Genomic DNA, 19,314 nt, shown 5'->3' on the forward strand with positions numbered 1-19,314 from the left:
ATCAGCACAACTCCTTTGAGTATTGGTTTAATTGCATGCGTCGCTGTTTACGTTCTTGCGCGCTTCGGAATAACTTTTTCTCCGCATCCGTTTCTGGGATTACGCCTTTTACAGGGATTGGTTTACCATTACTGTCCACCGCAACCATTGTTAAAATTGCTGTTGTTGTTAAATTGGTCATGCCCGTTTCAATTTGTTGGCATTCTGCTTTCACGTAAACTTCCATCGATGTTCTTCCGGTCGAAATGACGACTCCTTCTAAAATAAAGATGTCTCCTACTTTGGCAGAAGATAAAAAGTTCACGGTATCGATTGAAGCGGTGACGACCGCTTCTCCGCTATGTCTCATGGCGGTAATCGCCGCGATTTCATCTATGTATGCGAGTACCGTGCCCCCAAATATCGTTCCTAAATGATTGGTATCCGGTGGTAACACCAATTTTGTTTGAATTGTTCTGGCTACACCTGCTGCTAATGCTTCTGTCATTACTTCCATTCCTCCATCTCTACAAAACAAAAAACCCATCCTCTCAAGGAGGATGGGTTTGAAAACGCAGAATAGTACATCAAGACAGCCTAAACTAGCTGCTTGCGCATAATATCTTCGTTATCCCTCTCAACTCCCGGAGAAGATCATAAACTTGTAACGAAGACAGGTCTCCTGGCTCGTGCGTCATCCTCTGCTATCTCCTTCCCGTCCATTGGACAGTGGATTGTGACAGCTCGTCAGCACTTACAGTTGCGGGTACAGCTCCGGAATTTTACCGGATTCCCTATTAAGCCTTTTCAGGCATCTTCGTTATCGATTACTACTACATATAGTTATTTTTTATTATAAAACACTAAATATTGTACTTATAAACTATAAACCACTTTCACCAGTTTAACAAGTTGTTTCAAAATTTCAAAGTTTTCGCTGAAAAACCACATTATTTCTACCGAGTCTTTCAAGATCTTAAAATAAAAAAAGGATGCCCTTTTTGGACAATCCTCGCCATTTTATCTATGCATCGATCCATACAGAAGCATTTTCTTTATCTGTTTTCGGTTCGTCCGCTTTTTTATTGTTTTTACTCGTATACGGTTTGAAACTCTTTGCTTTGTTGGCACTAGACTTCCAGCGAGTCCAGCCTTTTTTGCCTGTTCCTTGACCCGTACCGCTCTTTGCTTTCGCTTTTGCTTTGCTCATTTTAATCACTCCATTACTGCTACGATGATGTACAGCTTATCACATCGCGACCGCCAGTGAAACAAAAACCTTCTCGTTACGCACGAGCTAGTACTTTTTCAACGTCTTTTGTGAACGATTTCGGTGTATCTTTTGGAGAAAAACGGGAAACAATATCGCCATTTTGATCAACTAAAAATTTCGTGAAATTCCATTTGATGTCGCTTGTTAAAAAACCTTTTGTATTATTCGTTAAATAGTTGAAAAGTGGATGCGCATCGCTACCATTCACTTTCACTAAATCATGCATCGGAAACGTAACCCCATATGTCATGCGGCAAGCTTCTTGTGCTTGTGCACCTGTAGCTTCTTCTTGCTTAAACTGATTCGACGGAAATCCTAATACGACCAACCCTTGTTCTTTGTATTCTTCGTATAATTTTTCAAGGCCGTCAAACTGATCACGCAGGCCGCATTTCGTTGCAGTGTTTACGATTAACATGGCTTTGCCTTTGTATTCACTTAACGAGTATTCTTCTCCGTTCGGTTTTGATACTTCAATATCGTAAATTGTCATTTCACTCACTCCTCATTTAATGATTCATGTGATCTTTTACAAATTCATCGTTTTGAACGCTGCATTCAACTCTTTTAAGTTCTCCATCAACGTAATTGCATTAACGCCCATAAAATTGCAACTCTCCACTTTTTCAAAAACGGCTTGTTCAATAGATGATTGATCATTTTTCGCCTTTTCGGTCAATGAAATCACAAATGCCCGTTTATCTTTTTCCGATTGTTTCTTCGATAAGTGACCATTATCAATCATCCGTTTAATGATTGGATTTAATGTACCTGTACCTAGCCCCAATCGTTCCCCAATATCTTTCGACAGTAATTCGTGCTCATCCCACAGGACAAGAAGCACTAAGTATTGTGAAAAAGTTAAGTTGAACGGTTCTAATGCTCTGGCATACATTTTTGAAAAATTGCTAGAAGCTTTATACACTTCAAAACAGAGTTGTTGCTCGAGTTTTGTCGGGTTTTCCATCTATATCTCACCTATACTGGTTATTATAAAACGGTTATTTCTACATCTACAGATCCTGCAATAGCTTTTGAATACGGGCATGTTTTATGCGCTTTTTCTACATATTCTTGTTTTAATGTTTCATCAATGCCCGTTATGTCGACCACTAGTTTAACGGCGAGTTTTACGCCACCAGCTGCTTTGTCTCCGATTAACGCAACCGTTGCTGTTACTTCACTTTTCTCTATTTTCACTTTACCAGCTTCTAGCACCAATTCCAACGCACTGTTAAAGCATGCACTATAGCCAGCTGCGAAAAGTTGTTCTGGATTTGTTGCAGTTGTAGCAGATCCTCCAAGCGCCTGGGGTTTTGCTACGTCCATATAAAAAATATTGTCCGGTGAATACACCGCCCCGTCTCTACCACCTGTATTCGTCATTGTTGTTTCAAATAGTGTTTTCATTGTATGTAGTCCTCCATTCATTTATATCGTACACGACATACATTAAACTATATCGCACACGATGTAAAAAGAACTGCTCATACGTTTAACTAAAAGAGCTTTTATTCCCATTACTGAGAATATAAGCTCTTTGTTTGATCTTATTAATAAATAAACGGAATTAGTCTCGCACGTTGCTTCATCCAAAGTTCATAATCCGGACCGAATTTTTCAACCAGTAAACGCTCTTCGTAATTGATGCGCTGAAGTAAAGCCCATACCATCGCAATGCCTCCTGCGATTGTCGCAACTAGGCTGCTAAAGAACAGAGCCATACCGAGCGTGATTAAAAATAGACCTGTATAAAGCGGATGGCGCAGCTTTCGGTAAGGGCCGGTACTAACAATTTCGTCTCCTTCTCGAACTGTAACGTAACGTGTGAATTGTGATTTCAAGTGCAAAATTCCCCAAAAACGCAACAACACTCCTGTAGCGAGGAAGATGATGCCCACTACTTGTCCTAAAAATGCCATCGTTTGGAACGGCTTGAGTTCTTGTAAAAAGTACGCCAAGAAAATGGTTCCGATTAACACGCCGAAAATCGCAACAAAAGTACGTTTTTCCAACGAGTCTCCTTGGCCAACTCCGCGATTACGAAAAATCAAAAATTCACTGAGCCAAAACACACTTATTGCTGTAAATACCCATTCCATGATCGTCATCGCATAAGCCTCAACTTCCTATTTCTTTCTTTTTATACTATAGAAAGCTAGAACCTATTGCTACTATTCTAAAACACAAAAGGCAGTCAAAAACTCTTGTAATAAGAATTTCTGACTGCCTCTATTTCAATCTTCCATCGAAGATATTTCAACTAACATCGCGGTAAACGCGATAAACACAACCATCAATGACAAAACCATTGTGAACATTGTCCTTCAACTCCTACCACGTTTTGAATCCTTCTGAGCCTGGCGGTGCGTTTTGAATCATATGCGTTATTGGAATCGCATAAGCAAGAGCAATAAGGGCTGCAGCGAGACCAATCCAAATCCACCAATTTTCTAACCATTTTGGTGTATTGCTCATATCGCTTTCAGCAAGTGGGAAATCCACCATATCTTTCGTTTCCACAGCTTTTGGCGACAAAAACATGGTCATGACGACGATATAGATAAGAATCATTGCTGAAACAAATAAAATGCTACCCCCAACTGCCATCGTGACATGATTGGTTAAGATGCCATCAAACCATTCCAACGCAGCTGGATGGTCATTATAGCTAGAGTACGCAGTTCTTCTCGGTGCGCCAAGAAGCCCTAACAAATGTTGCGCTGTTGACATCAAGACCATACCAATTGACCACGTGATAATTTGGACAAGTCCTAAAACTTTCATCGACTTAGTGAATTTCCGACCTGTTAAATATGGAATAAGCCAAAATGTTATCCCCATAAACGTCATGGCTACAGGAGTTCCCACGGTAATATGGAAATGCCCAACAATCCACAACGTATTGTGAACCACTTCATTCAGCTGGAAACTCGCATTAATAATTCCACCAGCTCCACCAGGGATAAAGAATGCCATTGCGATGAAAATAGACGTAAAGCGAATATCTTTCCAAGGTAATTTTGTAAACCAACCAAAAAGACCTTTGCCTCCATTTTTGCGCCCCGCAATTTCAAACGTTGCAAACATGGAGAACGCCGTCATTAATGAAGGAACGATGACCATAAACGTCAATACCACTTGAAGGAACTTCCAAAAATTCGAGATACCTGGTTCTGTTAGTTGATGGTGAAATCCAACTGGAATCGAGAACAAGATAAAGAGCACAAAAGACAGACGTGCAAGTGAATCACTGAATACTTTTACACCTAAGAGCTTGGGCACGATTAAATACCAAGCCATATAGGCCGGCAATAGCCAAAAATAAACTAATGGATGGCCAAAATACCAGAACAATGAGCGGCTTAGTTCGACATCAATGGTATCCGTCCAACCGAACGCCCACGGAATGTATTGAAACAAGACCGTCGCTACAACACCAAGACATGCAATAATCCACATGATAATGGTTGTAATCGTCATAAAAGCAAATAATGGACTTAATTGACCTTTATGTTTTTTACGCCAGACGTGATAATGGCCCACTAACGCGAAACTACTAATCCATGTTCCAATAATCACTAACGCAAGTCCTACGTAGAAAAAGCCACTTGCTTGTAACGGTGCATAAAACGTGTACATAACGGAAGCTTGTCCAGAAATGATCATGACCGTTGCCATAACTGTGCCGAGTAAGGTTACCCAAAAGCCAATCCATGAAAACAAACGAACTTTTGGTCCAAAACTACCTAGACTTTTACTCATGCCTGTAATAAAAAAGCCGAAAATAAAAAATGTCGTAAAGATAAGTGCCAGTAAAACTCCGTGAGCCGTTAAGATTTGATAATAATCTAACCAAGCGGGTAATTGAAGTGCATCATTACGGATAAAAACTTGAAGCAATCCACATAAAGTTCCGATTAAAAATGCAACATATGCGACGCCAATATTCCATAAAGCGAGTTTACGATCTTGTAACGCTATCATTCTTCATACACCTCTATTTCTGTATACATCATATGATGGCCTGTCCCACAATATTCATTACAAAGAATTAAATAAGTCCCGGGTTTTTCAAAGGTATAAGATTTTGTAGTAATCCGTCCTGGAACGACCATCATGTTTACTTTCGTGTTATCAATGGTAAAACTGTGAACTACATCGGTACTAGTAACTTTAAAGATAACTTCTTTGCCTACCGGAACTCTTAGTTCAGGTGCATTGTAGCCAAAAGCCATCGCTACTATCGTCGCTTGATACGTATCGTCATCTAGTTGCGTAACGCCTGGATTATCAAAAGGTGCAGTTTCATTTACTTTTTTCGGGTCAATAGTTTCCATTCCGCCTGCAGGGGTGTGATTCTGGGAAAACGCACTCACTCCTACTACGCTTAAAAATACGATTAGCGACGCTATCCCTAATGTCAGCCAAATTTTTTCATATTTATGAAGATGCATATTAATCGACTCCTTTCGTTTTACGTTAACGGGCTACATACAATAAATAAACAGCGACCCACATTATCACAATGATGAGTCCTACTATAAGAACACTGACAAACGTACCTTTCAAATTAATCTCTGGTTCTGACTTTTTCTGACTCATTCGTTCTCACTCCTTATTCCTATCGGCTTTACTTTTAGCCTATGCTATCTATAGGTTTCACACTGTGACATTTGTCACAATCACTTTTTGTTTTTATTAAATAGACAAATTTAAGACAAAAAAAAACCTGCCTCGTGGCAAGCTTTTCTACTAATCAATTTTACACAAATAAATTGGACAGTTTTCGCAATTTGTTTCCGTCTTTAAATAATTTAAGTCGTGAAGATAAATCTTCCCTTCATGCATACTTACTGTTCCGTTCTTTTTCAGATCCCTCAACATCCGGTTGACTACTTCTCTAGTCATTCCACAAAAATTCGCTAATTCTTGATTGGTCAACACAACATCAATTAAGATTCCACCTTCTGTTTTCACTCCATAACTATTAGAAAGTCGAATCAATGTAGAATACAGTGCACCTTTTTTTCCGTGAAGCAGAAGGTCTCGAAATTTCGTTTGAGTTTTTTGTTGATCTATTCCCATCCACTTCATGAAAGCGATAGAAAGTCGACCATTTAACGTCAACGCCTCTTCCAAATCTTTTAATGAAATTTGAAGATAAACGGTATCTTCAATAGCACGGGCAGCCAACATATATTTAGGTGCCTCTGAAAAAATTGTCACTTCTCCAACAAGCTGTCCTGGTCCGCTAATCTTCAATGTCAATTCTCGGCCATTCGGCGTTACTTTTTCAATCCTGATTTTACCGGATTGAACAATATAAACATTTTCAGCAATGTCTCCTTCTCGAAACAAAAAACTTTCTTTCTTTAGTTCTTTTATTTGGTGGCGAATAGACTCTAATTCTTCTATTCCTGTTAATGCGTCTGTATTTCCTATATTGGTTTTCAAGTCGCATTTACCTCCCTACTATCTATCGAACTGTTCTTATTGGTCTATTTTACCACAAAAAATATCTAGATTATTGCGAAAGTTCACGAAATAGACACTGTTAACTAAATATAGTAGTGAACTTGAAGAAGGAACTCTATTGTACGACGGCGAATTCTTACTAGTAGAGTTATAGAGAAACCAGGAGGAATGCAAAATGACGTTAAAATATTCTAATATTCTCGTAGCGGTCGACGGCTCAAAGGAATCAGAACTCGCTTTTAAGAAAGGTTTAGCTGCCGCCACTCGAAACAACGCAACATTACACCTTGTACATATTATCGATAATCGTTCATTTGGTGCTATTGAAGCTTATGACCGCACAATTGCAGATCGCACCAAAAAAACGTCTCAAGAATTATTAGATAAGTATAAAGAGGAAGCACTCGCGGCTGGTGTTGAAAATGTAAATGTCATTATTGAATACGGCGTACCCAAAATCGTCATTCCGAAAGAACTTGCACCTAAACTAAATATCGATGTCATCATTTGCGGCGCTACAGGATTAAATGCTGCTGAACGATTTGTAATGGGAAGTGTCTCAGAACGAATTGTTCGTACAGCAAAATGTGATGTACTTGTTGTTCGTAGAGAACAAGCAGATGTATTAGAAGACGAATAACCGAAAGCCTTTCCCAGTAAATTTGGGAAGGCTTTTTTTATTTCTCTAAATCATTTCTGTTACATACATTTCTCACAAAACATCTCAAATGGTTAATAAAACCATATAATTTTACAGAAAATTCAATTATTCATCATTTTTTTTAAAAAAAAACCGCATACAAATGTTGTTTTCTGATAGTTTGTCATCTACGCATTGAAATTGATAAGAAACTGTAATAATAAATAGGTTTATGTGATGTTACAATGATTCTGCTGGATTTTTCCTAACGGTCACCAACCTCGTGGGAGAAGCCTTTTTAATGTAAAGAATTTTACGATAAATTTTACGATAACTTATAGATAGTCACGGACACGAAAGGGGAGCAATAGTTTTGAATAAATCATCAAAATTTTTAACAGTCGCTTTATCATCTATACTAGCTTTTACCATGGTTTTGCCTACCGCAAATGCTGATAAACTAAGCGATTTAGAAAAACAACAGCAAGAGGCTCAACAAAAGCAAAGCGAATTGAACGCTGGCATCCAACAAAAATCAAGCGAAATTTCGCAGAACCAAACCACTCTCGAGAAAATCATCGCAAAAATTAGCGAGTTAGATAACCAAATCGTTGAGACTCAAGACAAAATTGACGTTGCTCAAGCTGAAATCGATCAAACAAAAGTTGAAATCGATAAATTGAGAAAATCTATTGAAGAATTAGAAAGAAAAATCGCAGAACGAGAAGAATTATTAAAAGAACGGGCACGTGCAATTCAATTAAGTGGTGGATCAGTAGACTACATAGATGTACTACTAGGTGCAAATAGTTTTGTTGACTTTATTGACCGCTTTTCAGCAGTCAACATCTTAATCGAAGCAGACCGTAAAATTATGCGTGAACAAGCAGCTGACAAAAAACTTCTTGCTGAACAAAAAGCTGAAGTTGAAACTAAGCTTGCTGAACAAGAAGCTACTAAAGCTGAACTAGTTGACTTGAAAAACTCACTAGCTGCTAAGAAAAATGAACAAGCTCAACTTGAAGAAGATTTAAAAGCTGAACAAGCTCGTTTAGCGAAAGAAAAGTCAACTCTTGAAATGGAACACAATGAAACAGCAGATATTAGTGCATCTCTTGAGAAACAAATTGCATCAGAACAAGCACGTCTTGCAGAAATTGCTCGTAAAGCTGAAGCAGCACGTTTAGCGAAAGAAGCAGCAGCTCGTAAAGCAGCGGCAGCGGCAGCAGCGAAAGAAGCTGCTGCTTCTAAAGCAACTGCTTCTACTTCTAAAGCACCTGTACAAGCAGTTGCATCATCACCTGCTCCAGCTACTGGTGGTTCAACATTCACCCTTCCTGCATCTGGACGCTTTACTTCAGGATTCGGTGGACGTGACATCGGTGTTGGCGCTGAATCACACCTTGGTATGGATATTGCAAATGTACCTGGTACTCGTATTTCTGCTGCAGCTAGCGGTATGGTTTCATACGCTGGTAACATGGGCGGATACGGAAATGTTGTTATTCTTACACACTCTATTAATGGACGTACACACGCTACAGTTTACGCTCATATGAGTTCAATTAATGTATCAGTAGGTCAATCTGTATCACAAGGCCAACAAGTTGGCGGTATGGGTAACACAGGCCGTTCAACAGGCACACACCTTCACTTTGAAATTCACGTAGGACCTTGGAATGGCTCACGTTCAAACGCAGTCAACCCTTCTCCTTACGTACGATAATAGACAAAAAACCGACTTCTCATTTGAGAAGTCGGTTTTTTTTTGAGTTCATAAACTTTTAACTAGTAGTTTGAATTCTAAAATGCAAAGTGCCCCTTTAATGTTTACTCTCCATCCATTCCAAAGGTTAATAGTTTATTATTTGGGTCTTGCGATTGAAAAAATCTCGCCTATATGCGCATAATTTGTGCCTGCTAAGCGACTAACTGCACCTAGTCCTCTAGGGTCAATGCGGCCACTTTCGTATATATCTTCATCTACATGAAACTGGATTACCTCTCCGATAAACAAATCACTACCAGGTCCATCTCCACCTAACGGAATGGCTTGTACTAAACGACATTCCATACGCACTTTGGATTCTTTTACACCAGGCACTCCAATTTCTGTGCTTGAAACGAGCGTTAAATTGACTTTTTCTACCTCACTTTCTGATGGTGGCAAGGATGCTGATGTTTCATTGATTTTCACAACATTTTGATCATCCACGATATGCACAACGAATTCACCTGTGTCATAAATGTTTCGGGCAGTGTCTTTCAATTTGTCAGCCGGCCGTTGGATAGCTACGGATACCATAGGCGGATTTGAAGACACGATGTTGAAATAACTAAATGGTGCTCCGTTAACAACTCCCGACTCAGATTGAGTGGTAATAAAAGCAATTGGTCGTGGAATAACCGAACCAATTAATAATTTGTAATTATCTCGCTCGCTATTTTGTTTCGGATTGATCGGAATCATTCTGAATAACCTCTTTTCTATTTGAGTGTTTAACATTTCTTCAAGTTATTCAAACATTCCTTCTTTGAAAGATTGATCAACTATATATGAACTCATTAAGGTAGCCAAATAAATTTGGCTACCTTAATTTTTTTACTTATAGCTGTTTTTATTAAGTAGCTAAAACATCTTCAAATTCCGGACGCTTTGAAAGTTCTTTTTTGGCAAATGGACAACTTGCCGTAATTTGTATGTCTTCTTGTCTCGCGTAGTCTACCACTTTCTCTACAAGCATTTCACCTACACCTTGCCCTCGTAAGTTCTCGCTCACATACGTGTGAGCGATGTTTATTAACTTAGAGTCAGTTGGTTCATAGTGAAGCTCTGCATCCGGGTCCCCCGAGTCATTCCCAATATAAAATTTGTTTTCTCCAGTTTTAATCTCCATCTTCTATTTCCTCCTCTAATCCATTTTCAGCGGTATAAAGTAATGAGTAGAGCCTTCCCACTCTAATTCCTTTTGTAAGATATCAAAAGTCGTGTGGAAAAACGCTTGAACTGTTTCACTTGGGTTGTCTGATTTCATCACGCTTTCTAGATCTAAAAAATATTCGCTCAAACTTGCTTCGTAATATGCTTCAGCGGGCTTAACACTAGGATAATTTAAATCTTTGTTGATAAATGGATAGGGCAATACAAAGAAAGAAGGTGTATCGGTTTTCTCGTCGCCTAGCCAACATCCATACTCGATCATATGCTCGTCAAATGCAGCTTTTTCAATCACTTTATCTTCCGGAAACTCTTCCATAATTCCGTTTACAATGAGGGCTGAAACGTCAAAGGTTCCCCAAAAAAGAGCCGGTTTTATTTTTCGGCATCGTAAAGGGGCCAAAAATTTCAGCTCCTCATTTAGTACGAACTGGAAAAGGGTTAATCCCCTCACCGCATCTTGCTGATTAAAAGTTAACGGGGTCTCGTCTTCATTTAATAGTTTTTTGTATGCCATTTCCTGTGGTTTTGGATTTATCGTTACCTCGACCCCTCGTGAATGCAAACTGTGAAATATTTCATCAAAATAATCTTTAATCGATTTTGACGTTTCAATCGGGATGTCTTCGGTTGTTCCGTTGACATTTATCGAGATCAAACTATTTCTGACATCTACATCAAGTTGCAAAAGATCATCCTCTGCAAATAACAAACCCGTAGTGAAGCCGTTTGGAGTTAGCGATAGTGTTATATGCTCCCATTGTGGCTCCTTGTGAGCTGTAGCTAGCTTTACCTTCCCTAAAATCTGAGAGATTAAATGCAGCGTAAACTTCGTATCTGCCCATTCGGAATGCTTGATAATACTCGCTTTCATATTGTCTCCTCCCTCCTATGTTTTGGTCCTTATTAAATTCACATACCCGCGAGAAGCTTTTTCTAACATAGAGTAGAGAACTTAACGACTAAACACCCCCAAAGTTAGTTTTTATTGCTAACTTTGGGGGTGCACTTTTTTTAGTACTTATTCTTTTCCACCATACAATTGCTTAAGTTCTTCTTCTTTCATCGTAAAACGATGCTCTTCTGCTGGAAATACACCTGATTTTACTTCATTCACATATTGAATCAAGCCGTTTTTCATGCTCTCGCCTGTTTCAGCATACGAACGAACAAATTTTGGCAAATGATGCGAACCGTATTTCAACGTGTCGTGGTAAACAAGTACTTGGCCATCTGTTTCACTTCCTGCGCCAATGCCAATAACAGGTATTGTGAGGGCTGCCGTTACTTTCTCAGCTAATTGGTAAGGAATGCATTCAAGAACCAGCATGCATGCGCCTGCCACTTCACAAGCGAGGGCATCGTCGATCAGCTTTTGTGCTGCATCTGCTGTTTTGCCCTGTACTTTGTAACCACCAAGAACACCCGCTGATTGAGGAAGCAAACCTAAATGCGCAACAATTGGAATCCCTGTGCGCGTTAATAATTCTATCGCATTTACCACATCATCTGCGCCTTCTACTTTCAATGCTTCAGCTCCGGTTTCTTGGAACATGCGAACCGCATTATCTAATATTCGTTCGGCACTTCCATGAAACGATGCAAACGGCATATCCACCACTAAAAATGTGTCTGGAGCTCCGCGGCGAGCAGCTTTGCCATGATGAATCATGTCATCTACGGTTACTTTTACAGTAGAATCATATCCAAGAACGACCATTCCTAAAGAATCGCCAACTAAAATGACATCCACTCCGGCTTCTTCAGCAAGCTTGGCTGATGGGTAATCATAAGCCGTTAGCATGGCGATTTTTTCGTTTTGTGTTTTCATTTTGATCAGTGACGCTGTATTCTTCATTTTTCTCTCTCCTTTTGGGAGGGAAACCAAAAATAAAGCCCATCTTTCCAGTTTTGGACAGACGGGCAGGAAGTTTATTGTAGGTTTTCTCCGTCCCTGTCGATTTAAGATCAAGGCAGAACTATGCAATTGTAGGGTAATTTTTACGGGTGCAGTTCAACAAGGATACTGCCCTTAATGTCACTATAGCAGAAGTGGGGGTGTTGGAACATGGTTTGAGTTTGCTATGCATGAATGTCGTCAAAAGAGAGCTTAAAAACAAGTTTGTGGGAGACTTTAATCCCCCAAATACTCAACCACCAATTCCTCTTCCCCACCTTTAAATACTCGGTAAGCTTTAGCTGCTGGTCTTGAGCTGACTATCTTTTTTATTTCTTGGTCCATATAATGGACTGCCGCTCCGTCGTCTGCGGCGATGCCCGATTGTAGCGTTCCTTGCTCCACAAATTGACGATAAGTCGGTCTTCTTTCGGCTTCGCCGTCGTAATGTGGGCAATGACTGCCCGGTAAAAAACCGAGCGCTTCGAGTGGTTCAAGTTTGTCGCCATAAGAATCGGTGATGCCTTGTTCGTACCAGCAAATCGAGCCTGCACTAAGACCCGCTAGAATAATCCCTTGTTCCCACGCGGTTTTCAACATTTGATCCAATCCCCATTCTTTCCAAAGCACCAATAAATTTTTGGTATTTCCGCCACCCACATAAATAATGTCTTGTTGCAATACAAACTCCTCTAAGTTTCGTGTATGTGGTTTGAATAAAGACAAATGACTTGGTTCACAGTCTTGCTGCTTAAAGAAATTATAAAATTTTTCAATATAACTATCTGCATCTCCACTTGCTGTTGGAATAAAACAGATTTTTGGGCGAGCTTTGTTTGCTTGTTTTAGTATGTATTGATCAAGTAGCGGGTTGTCCGGTTCCATGGAGAATCCACCACCGCCCATCGCGATAATTTGACGCATGTAAAACACCTCTTTTTTTCGAATTGGAATTTTTATCCTCTTCTGCTATAATAAAAAAATTCAGTTATTGGAGGAATTGCTTATGCTTATTCAAGAAATTGCGGTACAGCAAATTACGGCAAGTTTAATAAAAAGTTCGTATGTGCGGGCCGTTTTTCTGAAAGGCTCCATGGGTAGAAATGAACACGACGAACATTCGGATATCGATCTTTATTGCTTAGTGGACTCAGAACAAGAAGAATTGTTTTTGAAAGAGCGGCTTTCTCACCTTGAAGCCTATCGACCGGTGTTGTTTCAAGATGATATTTTTATTATTGCGCCTCAACTGATTGCGGTTTTTGATAATTTATTGCATATCGATTTGTTTACGGTAACGGTTGAATCGTTTCCTACAAAGGATTTTTTCAAAGTGGTTTACGACCCTGAAAATTTACTCGATCAATTTGTCGCATCGCAAAACCTTGAGTTGAGTAAAGAGGAATATACAGACCATGTTATTGATGTTGCCTGGTTTTTATTTCAATACCGCAAAGCGAGTGGTAGAGGAAACGACGTATGGGCCGTGAAGATGCTATCTCATGTGCTTGAGCATTTGGCACGGGTTTTGTTGCACCGATATGCACCTCATCGTGCTCAATTGGGATTAAAAGCAATCAGTCATTCACTTCCAGACATTGTTTTTTCAGAAATCGAGTCCAGTTCCAACTTGATGACTCCAGAAAATCATGCACAAGCTGCGTCTCGACTCCGCCAACTGGTTGCTAAAGAAGCACATTGGATCGAAAACCACGTCACAGAGCGCAAAACGATGATGCCGCTAATGACTGCGATGCTCAACGACTCACGTTAAATTTTCTGCCATTCCGGTCTCAGTAAAGAAAAAACGTAGGCGTCGTGGGACTGATTTCGCTGATGCAAATAGCCACGGAGACGGCCTTCTAAAGTAAAACCGAGCTTTTCCAATAGCCGGTTTGATGAGGTGTTTTCTGGGAAAGTGACCGCCCCCATGCGATATAGACCTAATTCAGAAAAAGCGTAGTTTAATACGGCTCTATTCGCTTCTTGGGTGTAGTATTGATGCCAATAATCAGGATGCAGTTCGTATCCAACTTCCGCTTTTTTTGCTCTTACATTTAAATTATTTAAGCCGATCGTTCCAATAAATTCGTCTTTTTCTTTCAAACGAATCGCCCAGCGCATACCTCGTTTCGCGTTCCAAACGGCGTCAAATGAACGAATCATTTCGACTGCTTCTTCTTGGTAAGTTAAACTATCCATTCCGTAATAAACCGTTACTTCGTCGCGAGACATGATGTCGAAAAATTGTGCTGCATCTTTTTCTTCGATTTTATTTAAAATCAATCTTTCCGTTTCCAATATAGGGAATTCCATTGCTTTTCTCCTCATCTACTACGTAAATATAAACGTTTCTTCCATCTAGGTGAATTTCTTTTTCTATTGTCATGCCAATATGTTCTGCTACTTTTTGCGAAGCCTTATTATTTTCTTGAATCAAGGAAACGAGTCGTTTTTTACCCAGTTGTTGAAATCCATAATTCCGTAAAGCTTCCGCTGCCTCTTTGGCATAGCCTTGGCCCCAAAATTCTTTTGCCACCCAGTAACCAATTTCCAATTCATTTACACCTTCAATGGTTTGGGTGACTAGACCTGCATGGCCAATTCTTTTGCCATCTGTTTTTCGGGTTAGTAATAGAAGTCCACTTCCTGGATTTTCCTTGTAGGAGCGATAAATCCAGTAAAGAAACTCAAGTGCTTTACTTCTATCTCTCGTCTCGCCTTTGCCGATATAACGAATCATTTCCGGATCAGCTAATAGCGACCATAAAAAATCAAAATCTTCGTCTGTATATACCCGAAATTGGAGTCTGGCAGACTGAAGATACATACAATCAGCCCTTCCTCTAGTGCTTTTCTACGTTTTAATCATCACGTGGATTGATAATAGCCAATATTTGATGATCTTGCCATTTCCCATTGATTTCAACGTTTTTTATAGCGACTCCTTCTTGATGAAAGCCAGCTTTTTCTAACACTCGGATTGAAGCAATATGATCTGGCATGACACCTGCTTCAAGTCGGTGCAGCGCTAACTTTTTAAAAGCGTACGCCACAACTAACTTTATCGCTTCTGTCATATACCCTTTGCCGTTATGTTTTTTATCTAAGGCATATCCAAGAATCGCACTTTGTAACGGTCCTCTGATTACTTGTACCAAACTAATTGTGCCTACCAGTACGTCAGTGCTATTTTCAAAAATCCCAAAGCTATACGATAGATCGTCTTCTTTTTGCTCTGTATAGATTTCAATTAATTCTCGTTGCATAGCAAGCGTATAAAAGTCCGAATAACGCGTCACTGAATACTCTTCAAAAAAATCACGGTTCTCTATTTCTAGCCTTAACTTTTGTTCGGCATCTTCAAGTCGAAAAAAACGAATATGCACTTGTTCACCCTTCATTGAAGACCCTCCTCTACATAAAAACGTTTCACGTGAAACAACTTTATTCTTCTATCGTTTTACGAAAGCCATAAAAAGGGCGGTATTTTTGCGTTTCGTAAAAACTACGCGACGTACTGCTAGCTAATAGCTCAATACGTGTTTTCGGGTATTGATGATGGACGTGACGCATCAGTTTTTTTCCTATTCCTAATTTCCGGTGTGATTGATCTACCAATAATTCGCATACATATAAAGTAATAAATCCATCTGTTAAGCCTCTTAAGCACCCGATTACTTGCCCATCACTTTCGGCAACTACCGCTACTGTAGAGTTGGCCCAAGCCTGTTTTGTCTCTTGTTTTTTTTCAACAAGATTGTTCCAGCCTTGTTGTTTGTTCAATTCGTTAATTGTTGGGAAATCCTCATCCTGGTAAGGACGGATCAATACTCCTTCTTGGTTAGTCACTCACATTCCCTCTACTTTCTTTTAGTAGTGTGATGATTTCATTATTTTGTTCGATTTGCTTTTCTGAATTTAAGCGAATTTGCCGAATCCACCTAAGTGCAAATGCTGCAATAAAAATAGGAATTAAGATAAAGAATGTTCCAATGATATCGCCCATATAATCGTCTCCTTAATCTCACTTAAAATCCTGGTGATAAAATATTAAGCAATGTACCGATTATCACAATAGTTATTACCATTCTGAGTAACGTGATTAAGTATTCATTTGGATTTTCTGCATATTTCTTCTCGAACCCTACCCGAACTAATAATGGTGAAATCGGGACGACTGCAGCTAGTAGGAACCAGTAAATATTTACAGGGGAGTCAGACACAATAATAATAAGCGCTAAAATTAACACTACAATACCTGAGCCTGTACTTACGATGTTGTCCCATTTCTTGTGTAAATCGTTGAAGTGCCTATCTTTTACAGATTTCTTTTTTTCGACTCCTAAAATTTTTCTTAGCAACATATCAACTAAAAAAATACTCGCTATGCTACCACCTATAAAAAGAATAAAACGGAATGCCATCTCAATTCCTGAAACTCCATCTACAACTAGTATAGGAATGCTTTCTCTCATCCTCATCACATCGAGATCCATTCACACCATCCCCTTTAATCAGGGATGACTTCGTAATTTCTTTTATCGTATCATGACAGTTTGGGGAATTATAGATATTTTCTGACAGTTTTATTTATTCCACAAACAAAGTCTGTGGAACGCGCGTATTTTCTTTCTATCGCGCGTATCGCCTTGCAGACCGCGCATATTTTCTTGGCACCGTGCATATTCCACTCGGCATCGCGCATAAGTTCCACGGACAACAAGAAAATACGCAAAACCAACCTCCTAGTTCAGCGCGTTTCGCATATTTTTAATATATATTGAGTACGAACGAGATAAAGTCTGGAAATAAACTAAAGCCAAAGATCATCAAAATCATAACATTCGTTAACGCTTCTAAAATGGTGAACAAATAGTCATTCGGATTTTCTGCATGCTTTTTCTCAAATCCTGCACGCAGCAAAACTTGTGCAATTCCAATGACAACAGTTAGTCCAAACACAAATAGACTAGCTGTAGGTCCGTACTTGATTACTGCCATCGACATACAAAAAATAAGTATTCCTGATCCTATACTTAATCTTTTTTCCCATTTTTTATGAAGGTCGTTTATTGGCTTAGCTTTCTTTTTCTCGACTCCTAAAAATCTTCTCAGAAATAAGTTCATTAAATAAATACTCGATCCACTTCCGAGTGCAAACAGGAAAATTTGGTACGCTATCCCATCAAAGAGCACTTGTCGAACCTCCTTTACCAGCCACCGCTCTTCCCGCTACTCTTGCCGAAAACAAACAGCCACCAAGAAATGTTCCTTCTAACGAACGATATCCGTGAACTCCGCCGCCACCAAAGCCAGCGACTTCTCCAGCTGCGTATAAGCCAGGTACAGGTTGACCTGCATCATCGAGTACCCGCGCGGATAAATCCGTTTGCAAGCCGCCTAAAGTTTTGCGACTTAAGATATTTAAGCGCACTGCAATAAGCGGACCTTTTTTGCGGTCGAGTAATTTATGCGGTGTCGCCACACGAATTAGTCGATCTCCTCGATAATTTCGAGCACCACGCATCGCTGTGATTTGTAGATCTTTTGAGAATTCATTATCAAGTTGTCCGTCACGCGCTCTAATTTGTTGTTTGATTCGCGAAACATCCAATAAATTTTCTCCTGTTAGTTTGTTCATCCCGGCAACTAACTCTTCGAGTGTCTCGGCTACGATAAAATCTTCACCTTTGTCCATAAAAGATTGCACTGGCGCGGTGGCCCCTGCACGAACTCGAGACAAAACTTGTGGAATGCTTTTGCCGGTTAAGTCAGGATTTTGTTCAGAGCCCGACAGCGCAAATTCTTTTTCAATAATTTTCTGCGTCAAAATAAACCACGAATAGTCATAGCCGGTTTTCTGGATAGTTTCAAGTGTTCCAAGCGTATCAAATCCCGGGAAATTGGGTGCAGGAAAACGTTCTCCTGTCGCATCAAACCACATTGAGGAAGGCCCTGGTAAAATTCGAATGCCATGCTTGTTCCAAATCGGATTCCAATTTTTGATGCCTTCCGTGTAATGCCACATTCGGTCGCGGTTGACGATTCGCCCACCTGCTTTTTCAGTAATCGCAAGCATTCGCCCATCGACATGCGCCGGAACGCCTGTCAGCATAGTTTCTGGTGCCGTACCTAGACGACTTGGCCAATTTTTTCGAATTAATTCGTGATTAGCACCTATTCCGCCGCTTGTGACAATGACCGCTTTTGCTTCGCATCGGAAGTTGCTGACAACGTTTCGTGAACTGGCTTCGCCGCGTTTTGCATCACTTTTCTCTAATAAAGAACCTGTCACGCCAATCACACGACCTTCTTTTGTAATTAATTCATCTACTTGGTGCCGTGGCTGGTATTCAATCCATCCATTTTTGATATGTTCGCGAACGCGTCGCTCAAAAGGAGCCACAATTCCTGGACCGGTTCCCCAAACAATATGAAAGCGCGGAACGGAATTGCCATGACCTTCCGCTAAATAGCCGCCACGTTCTGCCCATCCAATGACTGGGAAAAATTTGACGCCCATTGTTGCAAGCCAGTTTCGTTTTTCATGTGTTGCAAAGTCGACATAGGCTTGTGCCCATTTTTTGCCCCAATAATCTTCGTCTTGCTCTCGATCGAAACCAGCTGCCCCTAGCCAGTCTTGCCAAGCCAATTCTTTTGAATCCTTGATGCCCATCCGCCGTTGTTCAGGCGAATCGACTAAAAACAGTCCACCAAACGACCACCACGCCTGTCCGCCTAAAGAAGCTGCCGGTTCTTGGTCTAGCAACAACACTTTTTTGCCAGCGTCTGCGATTTCCGCAGCCGCCACTAACCCCGCAAGCCCCGCTCCTACCACTATCGCACCGAGTTCCATCTTTACATCCCCTTTGATGTTCAATGATTTCTTCGCTAATTTTATCGTATCATGAGCTATTGGAAAATTATAGATATTTTTAATCGTTTTCTGATAATTTCATCTATTACGCAAACAAATTTGCTGGAACGCGCGTTTTTTTGTTTTACCGTGCGTATGGTTTTGTCCACCGCGCGTATTTTCTCTCTATCGCGCGTATCTTTCTGCGCCCGTGCATATCTCCTCCCTATCGCGCATATTTCTCAAGAAC

Annotated in this window: 25 protein-coding genes, 1 pseudogene and 1 riboswitch; of the genes and pseudogenes, 3 read left to right on the forward strand and 23 right to left on the reverse strand. The window is 40.1% G+C overall.

The genetic code is table 11. The features are described from left to right. Position 1: 1 nt before the first annotated feature. The 10 genes and pseudogenes from BBI08_RS15975 to BBI08_RS16020 form a co-directional block, all read right to left on the reverse strand. Positions 2-487: an acyl-CoA thioesterase gene (locus BBI08_RS15975; RefSeq protein WP_008496202.1), complete on the reverse strand. Its 486-nt coding sequence runs from the start codon at positions 485-487 to the stop codon at positions 2-4. Positions 488-634: 147 nt separating this feature from the next. Beyond that, positions 635-813: riboswitch (cobalamin riboswitch) on the reverse strand. Positions 814-1,057: 244 nt separating this feature from the next. Beyond that, positions 1,058-1,189: pseudogene (locus BBI08_RS15980) on the reverse strand (DUF3934 family protein); the annotation flags it as partial. Positions 1,190-1,265: 76 nt separating this feature from the next. Continuing rightward, positions 1,266-1,745, reverse strand: a complete 480-nt coding sequence (locus BBI08_RS15985; RefSeq protein ID WP_008496205.1) for a glutathione peroxidase — start codon at positions 1,743-1,745, stop codon at positions 1,266-1,268. A 36-nt stretch (positions 1,746-1,781) separates the two neighbouring features. Beyond that, complete coding sequence (locus BBI08_RS15990; protein WP_008496206.1) at positions 1,782-2,219, reverse strand: MarR family winged helix-turn-helix transcriptional regulator; 438 nt, start codon at positions 2,217-2,219, stop codon at positions 1,782-1,784. A 23-nt stretch (positions 2,220-2,242) separates the two neighbouring features. Further along, complete coding sequence (locus BBI08_RS15995) at positions 2,243-2,662, reverse strand: organic hydroperoxide resistance protein (RefSeq protein WP_008496207.1); 420 nt, start codon at positions 2,660-2,662, stop codon at positions 2,243-2,245. A gap of 143 nt (positions 2,663-2,805) precedes the next feature. Further along, positions 2,806-3,363 carry a methyltransferase family protein gene (locus BBI08_RS16000; protein WP_040850300.1) on the reverse strand — a complete coding sequence of 186 codons (558 nt, stop codon included), beginning with the start codon at positions 3,361-3,363 and terminating at the stop codon, positions 2,806-2,808. Between the two features lie 223 nt (positions 3,364-3,586). Beyond that, positions 3,587-5,239: a b(o/a)3-type cytochrome-c oxidase subunit 1 gene (locus tag BBI08_RS16005; protein WP_040850303.1), complete on the reverse strand. Its 1,653-nt coding sequence runs from the start codon at positions 5,237-5,239 to the stop codon at positions 3,587-3,589. Beyond that, positions 5,236-5,709, reverse strand: coding sequence for a cytochrome c oxidase subunit II (locus BBI08_RS16010; protein WP_040850304.1), 474 nt, complete (start codon positions 5,707-5,709; stop codon positions 5,236-5,238). The genes BBI08_RS16005 and BBI08_RS16010 overlap by 4 nt, the downstream gene beginning before the upstream one ends. 25 nt (positions 5,710-5,734) lie before the next feature. Continuing rightward, positions 5,735-5,857, reverse strand: coding sequence for a hypothetical protein (locus tag BBI08_RS16015; RefSeq protein ID WP_040850306.1), 123 nt, complete (start codon positions 5,855-5,857; stop codon positions 5,735-5,737). Positions 5,858-6,007: 150 nt separating this feature from the next. After that, the gene (locus BBI08_RS16020; protein WP_008496209.1) at positions 6,008-6,709 is read right to left on the reverse strand and encodes a Crp/Fnr family transcriptional regulator; all 702 of its coding nucleotides are present in this window, start codon (positions 6,707-6,709) and stop codon (positions 6,008-6,010) included. A 196-nt stretch (positions 6,710-6,905) separates the two neighbouring features. Here BBI08_RS16020 and BBI08_RS16025 point away from each other — a divergent pair, with 196 nt between their 5' ends. Both BBI08_RS16025 and BBI08_RS16030 read left to right on the forward strand, forming a co-directional pair. Further along, positions 6,906-7,370 (forward strand): universal stress protein, encoded by a 465-nt coding sequence (locus BBI08_RS16025; protein ID WP_008496210.1) that lies wholly within the window; start codon positions 6,906-6,908, stop codon positions 7,368-7,370. Between the two features lie 373 nt (positions 7,371-7,743). Beyond that, positions 7,744-9,096, forward strand: coding sequence for a murein hydrolase activator EnvC family protein (locus BBI08_RS16030; RefSeq protein WP_008496211.1), 1,353 nt, complete (start codon positions 7,744-7,746; stop codon positions 9,094-9,096). A gap of 138 nt (positions 9,097-9,234) precedes the next feature. On the opposite strand, the gene BBI08_RS16035 is transcribed toward BBI08_RS16030, so the two are convergent. The 5 genes from BBI08_RS16035 to BBI08_RS16055 all read right to left on the reverse strand — a co-directional run bounded on the left by BBI08_RS16035 (position 9,235) and on the right by BBI08_RS16055 (position 13,129). Next, positions 9,235-9,840 carry a flavin reductase family protein gene (locus BBI08_RS16035; protein ID WP_008496212.1) on the reverse strand — a complete coding sequence of 202 codons (606 nt, stop codon included), beginning with the start codon at positions 9,838-9,840 and terminating at the stop codon, positions 9,235-9,237. A gap of 151 nt (positions 9,841-9,991) precedes the next feature. Continuing rightward, positions 9,992-10,267 (reverse strand): GNAT family N-acetyltransferase, encoded by a 276-nt coding sequence (locus tag BBI08_RS16040; protein WP_008496213.1) that lies wholly within the window; start codon positions 10,265-10,267, stop codon positions 9,992-9,994. 15 nt (positions 10,268-10,282) lie between these two features. Then, positions 10,283-11,182 carry a DUF5996 family protein gene (locus tag BBI08_RS16045; RefSeq protein WP_008496214.1) on the reverse strand — a complete coding sequence of 300 codons (900 nt, stop codon included), beginning with the start codon at positions 11,180-11,182 and terminating at the stop codon, positions 10,283-10,285. A gap of 147 nt (positions 11,183-11,329) precedes the next feature. Beyond that, on the reverse strand, positions 11,330-12,166 hold the full coding sequence (panB, locus tag BBI08_RS16050) for a 3-methyl-2-oxobutanoate hydroxymethyltransferase (RefSeq protein ID WP_008496215.1): 837 nt from the start codon (positions 12,164-12,166) through the stop codon (positions 11,330-11,332). Between the two features lie 276 nt (positions 12,167-12,442). Further along, positions 12,443-13,129, reverse strand: coding sequence for a Type 1 glutamine amidotransferase-like domain-containing protein (locus BBI08_RS16055; protein ID WP_008496217.1), 687 nt, complete (start codon positions 13,127-13,129; stop codon positions 12,443-12,445). A gap of 82 nt (positions 13,130-13,211) precedes the next feature. On the opposite strand from BBI08_RS16055, the gene BBI08_RS16060 reads away from it, so the two are divergent. Continuing rightward, positions 13,212-13,979, forward strand: coding sequence for a nucleotidyltransferase domain-containing protein (locus tag BBI08_RS16060; protein ID WP_008496218.1), 768 nt, complete (start codon positions 13,212-13,214; stop codon positions 13,977-13,979). On the opposite strand, the gene BBI08_RS16065 is transcribed toward BBI08_RS16060, so the two are convergent. The 8 genes from BBI08_RS16065 to BBI08_RS16095 all read right to left on the reverse strand — a co-directional run bounded on the left by BBI08_RS16065 (position 13,976) and on the right by BBI08_RS16095 (position 19,064). Beyond that, a complete protein-coding gene (locus BBI08_RS16065; RefSeq protein WP_008496219.1) occupies positions 13,976-14,521 on the reverse strand; it encodes a GNAT family N-acetyltransferase in 546 nt (181 codons plus the stop codon). The genes BBI08_RS16060 and BBI08_RS16065 overlap by 4 nt on opposite strands. Further along, positions 14,478-15,035 carry a GNAT family N-acetyltransferase gene (locus BBI08_RS16070; RefSeq protein ID WP_008496220.1) on the reverse strand — a complete coding sequence of 186 codons (558 nt, stop codon included), beginning with the start codon at positions 15,033-15,035 and terminating at the stop codon, positions 14,478-14,480. The genes BBI08_RS16065 and BBI08_RS16070 overlap by 44 nt, the downstream gene beginning before the upstream one ends. 34 nt (positions 15,036-15,069) lie before the next feature. Further along, positions 15,070-15,609 carry a GNAT family N-acetyltransferase gene (locus BBI08_RS16075; protein WP_008496221.1) on the reverse strand — a complete coding sequence of 180 codons (540 nt, stop codon included), beginning with the start codon at positions 15,607-15,609 and terminating at the stop codon, positions 15,070-15,072. 43 nt (positions 15,610-15,652) lie between these two features. After that, entirely contained in the window at positions 15,653-16,057 is a 405-nt protein-coding gene (locus tag BBI08_RS16080; RefSeq protein WP_065528335.1) for a GNAT family N-acetyltransferase, read from the reverse strand. Then, positions 16,050-16,214: a hypothetical protein gene (locus tag BBI08_RS17160; protein ID WP_008496224.1), complete on the reverse strand. Its 165-nt coding sequence runs from the start codon at positions 16,212-16,214 to the stop codon at positions 16,050-16,052. Before BBI08_RS17160 ends, BBI08_RS16080 begins: the two co-directional genes overlap by 8 nt. 22 nt (positions 16,215-16,236) lie before the next feature. Continuing rightward, positions 16,237-16,704 carry a DUF4181 domain-containing protein gene (locus tag BBI08_RS16085; RefSeq protein ID WP_008496225.1) on the reverse strand — a complete coding sequence of 156 codons (468 nt, stop codon included), beginning with the start codon at positions 16,702-16,704 and terminating at the stop codon, positions 16,237-16,239. A gap of 274 nt (positions 16,705-16,978) precedes the next feature. After that, complete coding sequence (locus tag BBI08_RS16090; protein ID WP_237146592.1) at positions 16,979-17,335, reverse strand: DUF4181 domain-containing protein; 357 nt, start codon at positions 17,333-17,335, stop codon at positions 16,979-16,981. A gap of 58 nt (positions 17,336-17,393) precedes the next feature. Beyond that, positions 17,394-19,064 (reverse strand): FAD-binding dehydrogenase, encoded by a 1,671-nt coding sequence (locus tag BBI08_RS16095; RefSeq protein WP_008496228.1) that lies wholly within the window; start codon positions 19,062-19,064, stop codon positions 17,394-17,396. Positions 19,065-19,314 lie beyond the last annotated feature (250 nt).

This window comes from Planococcus halocryophilus, from assembly GCF_001687585.2.
Taxonomy (GTDB): Bacteria; Bacillota; Bacilli; order Bacillales_A; family Planococcaceae; genus Planococcus; species Planococcus halocryophilus.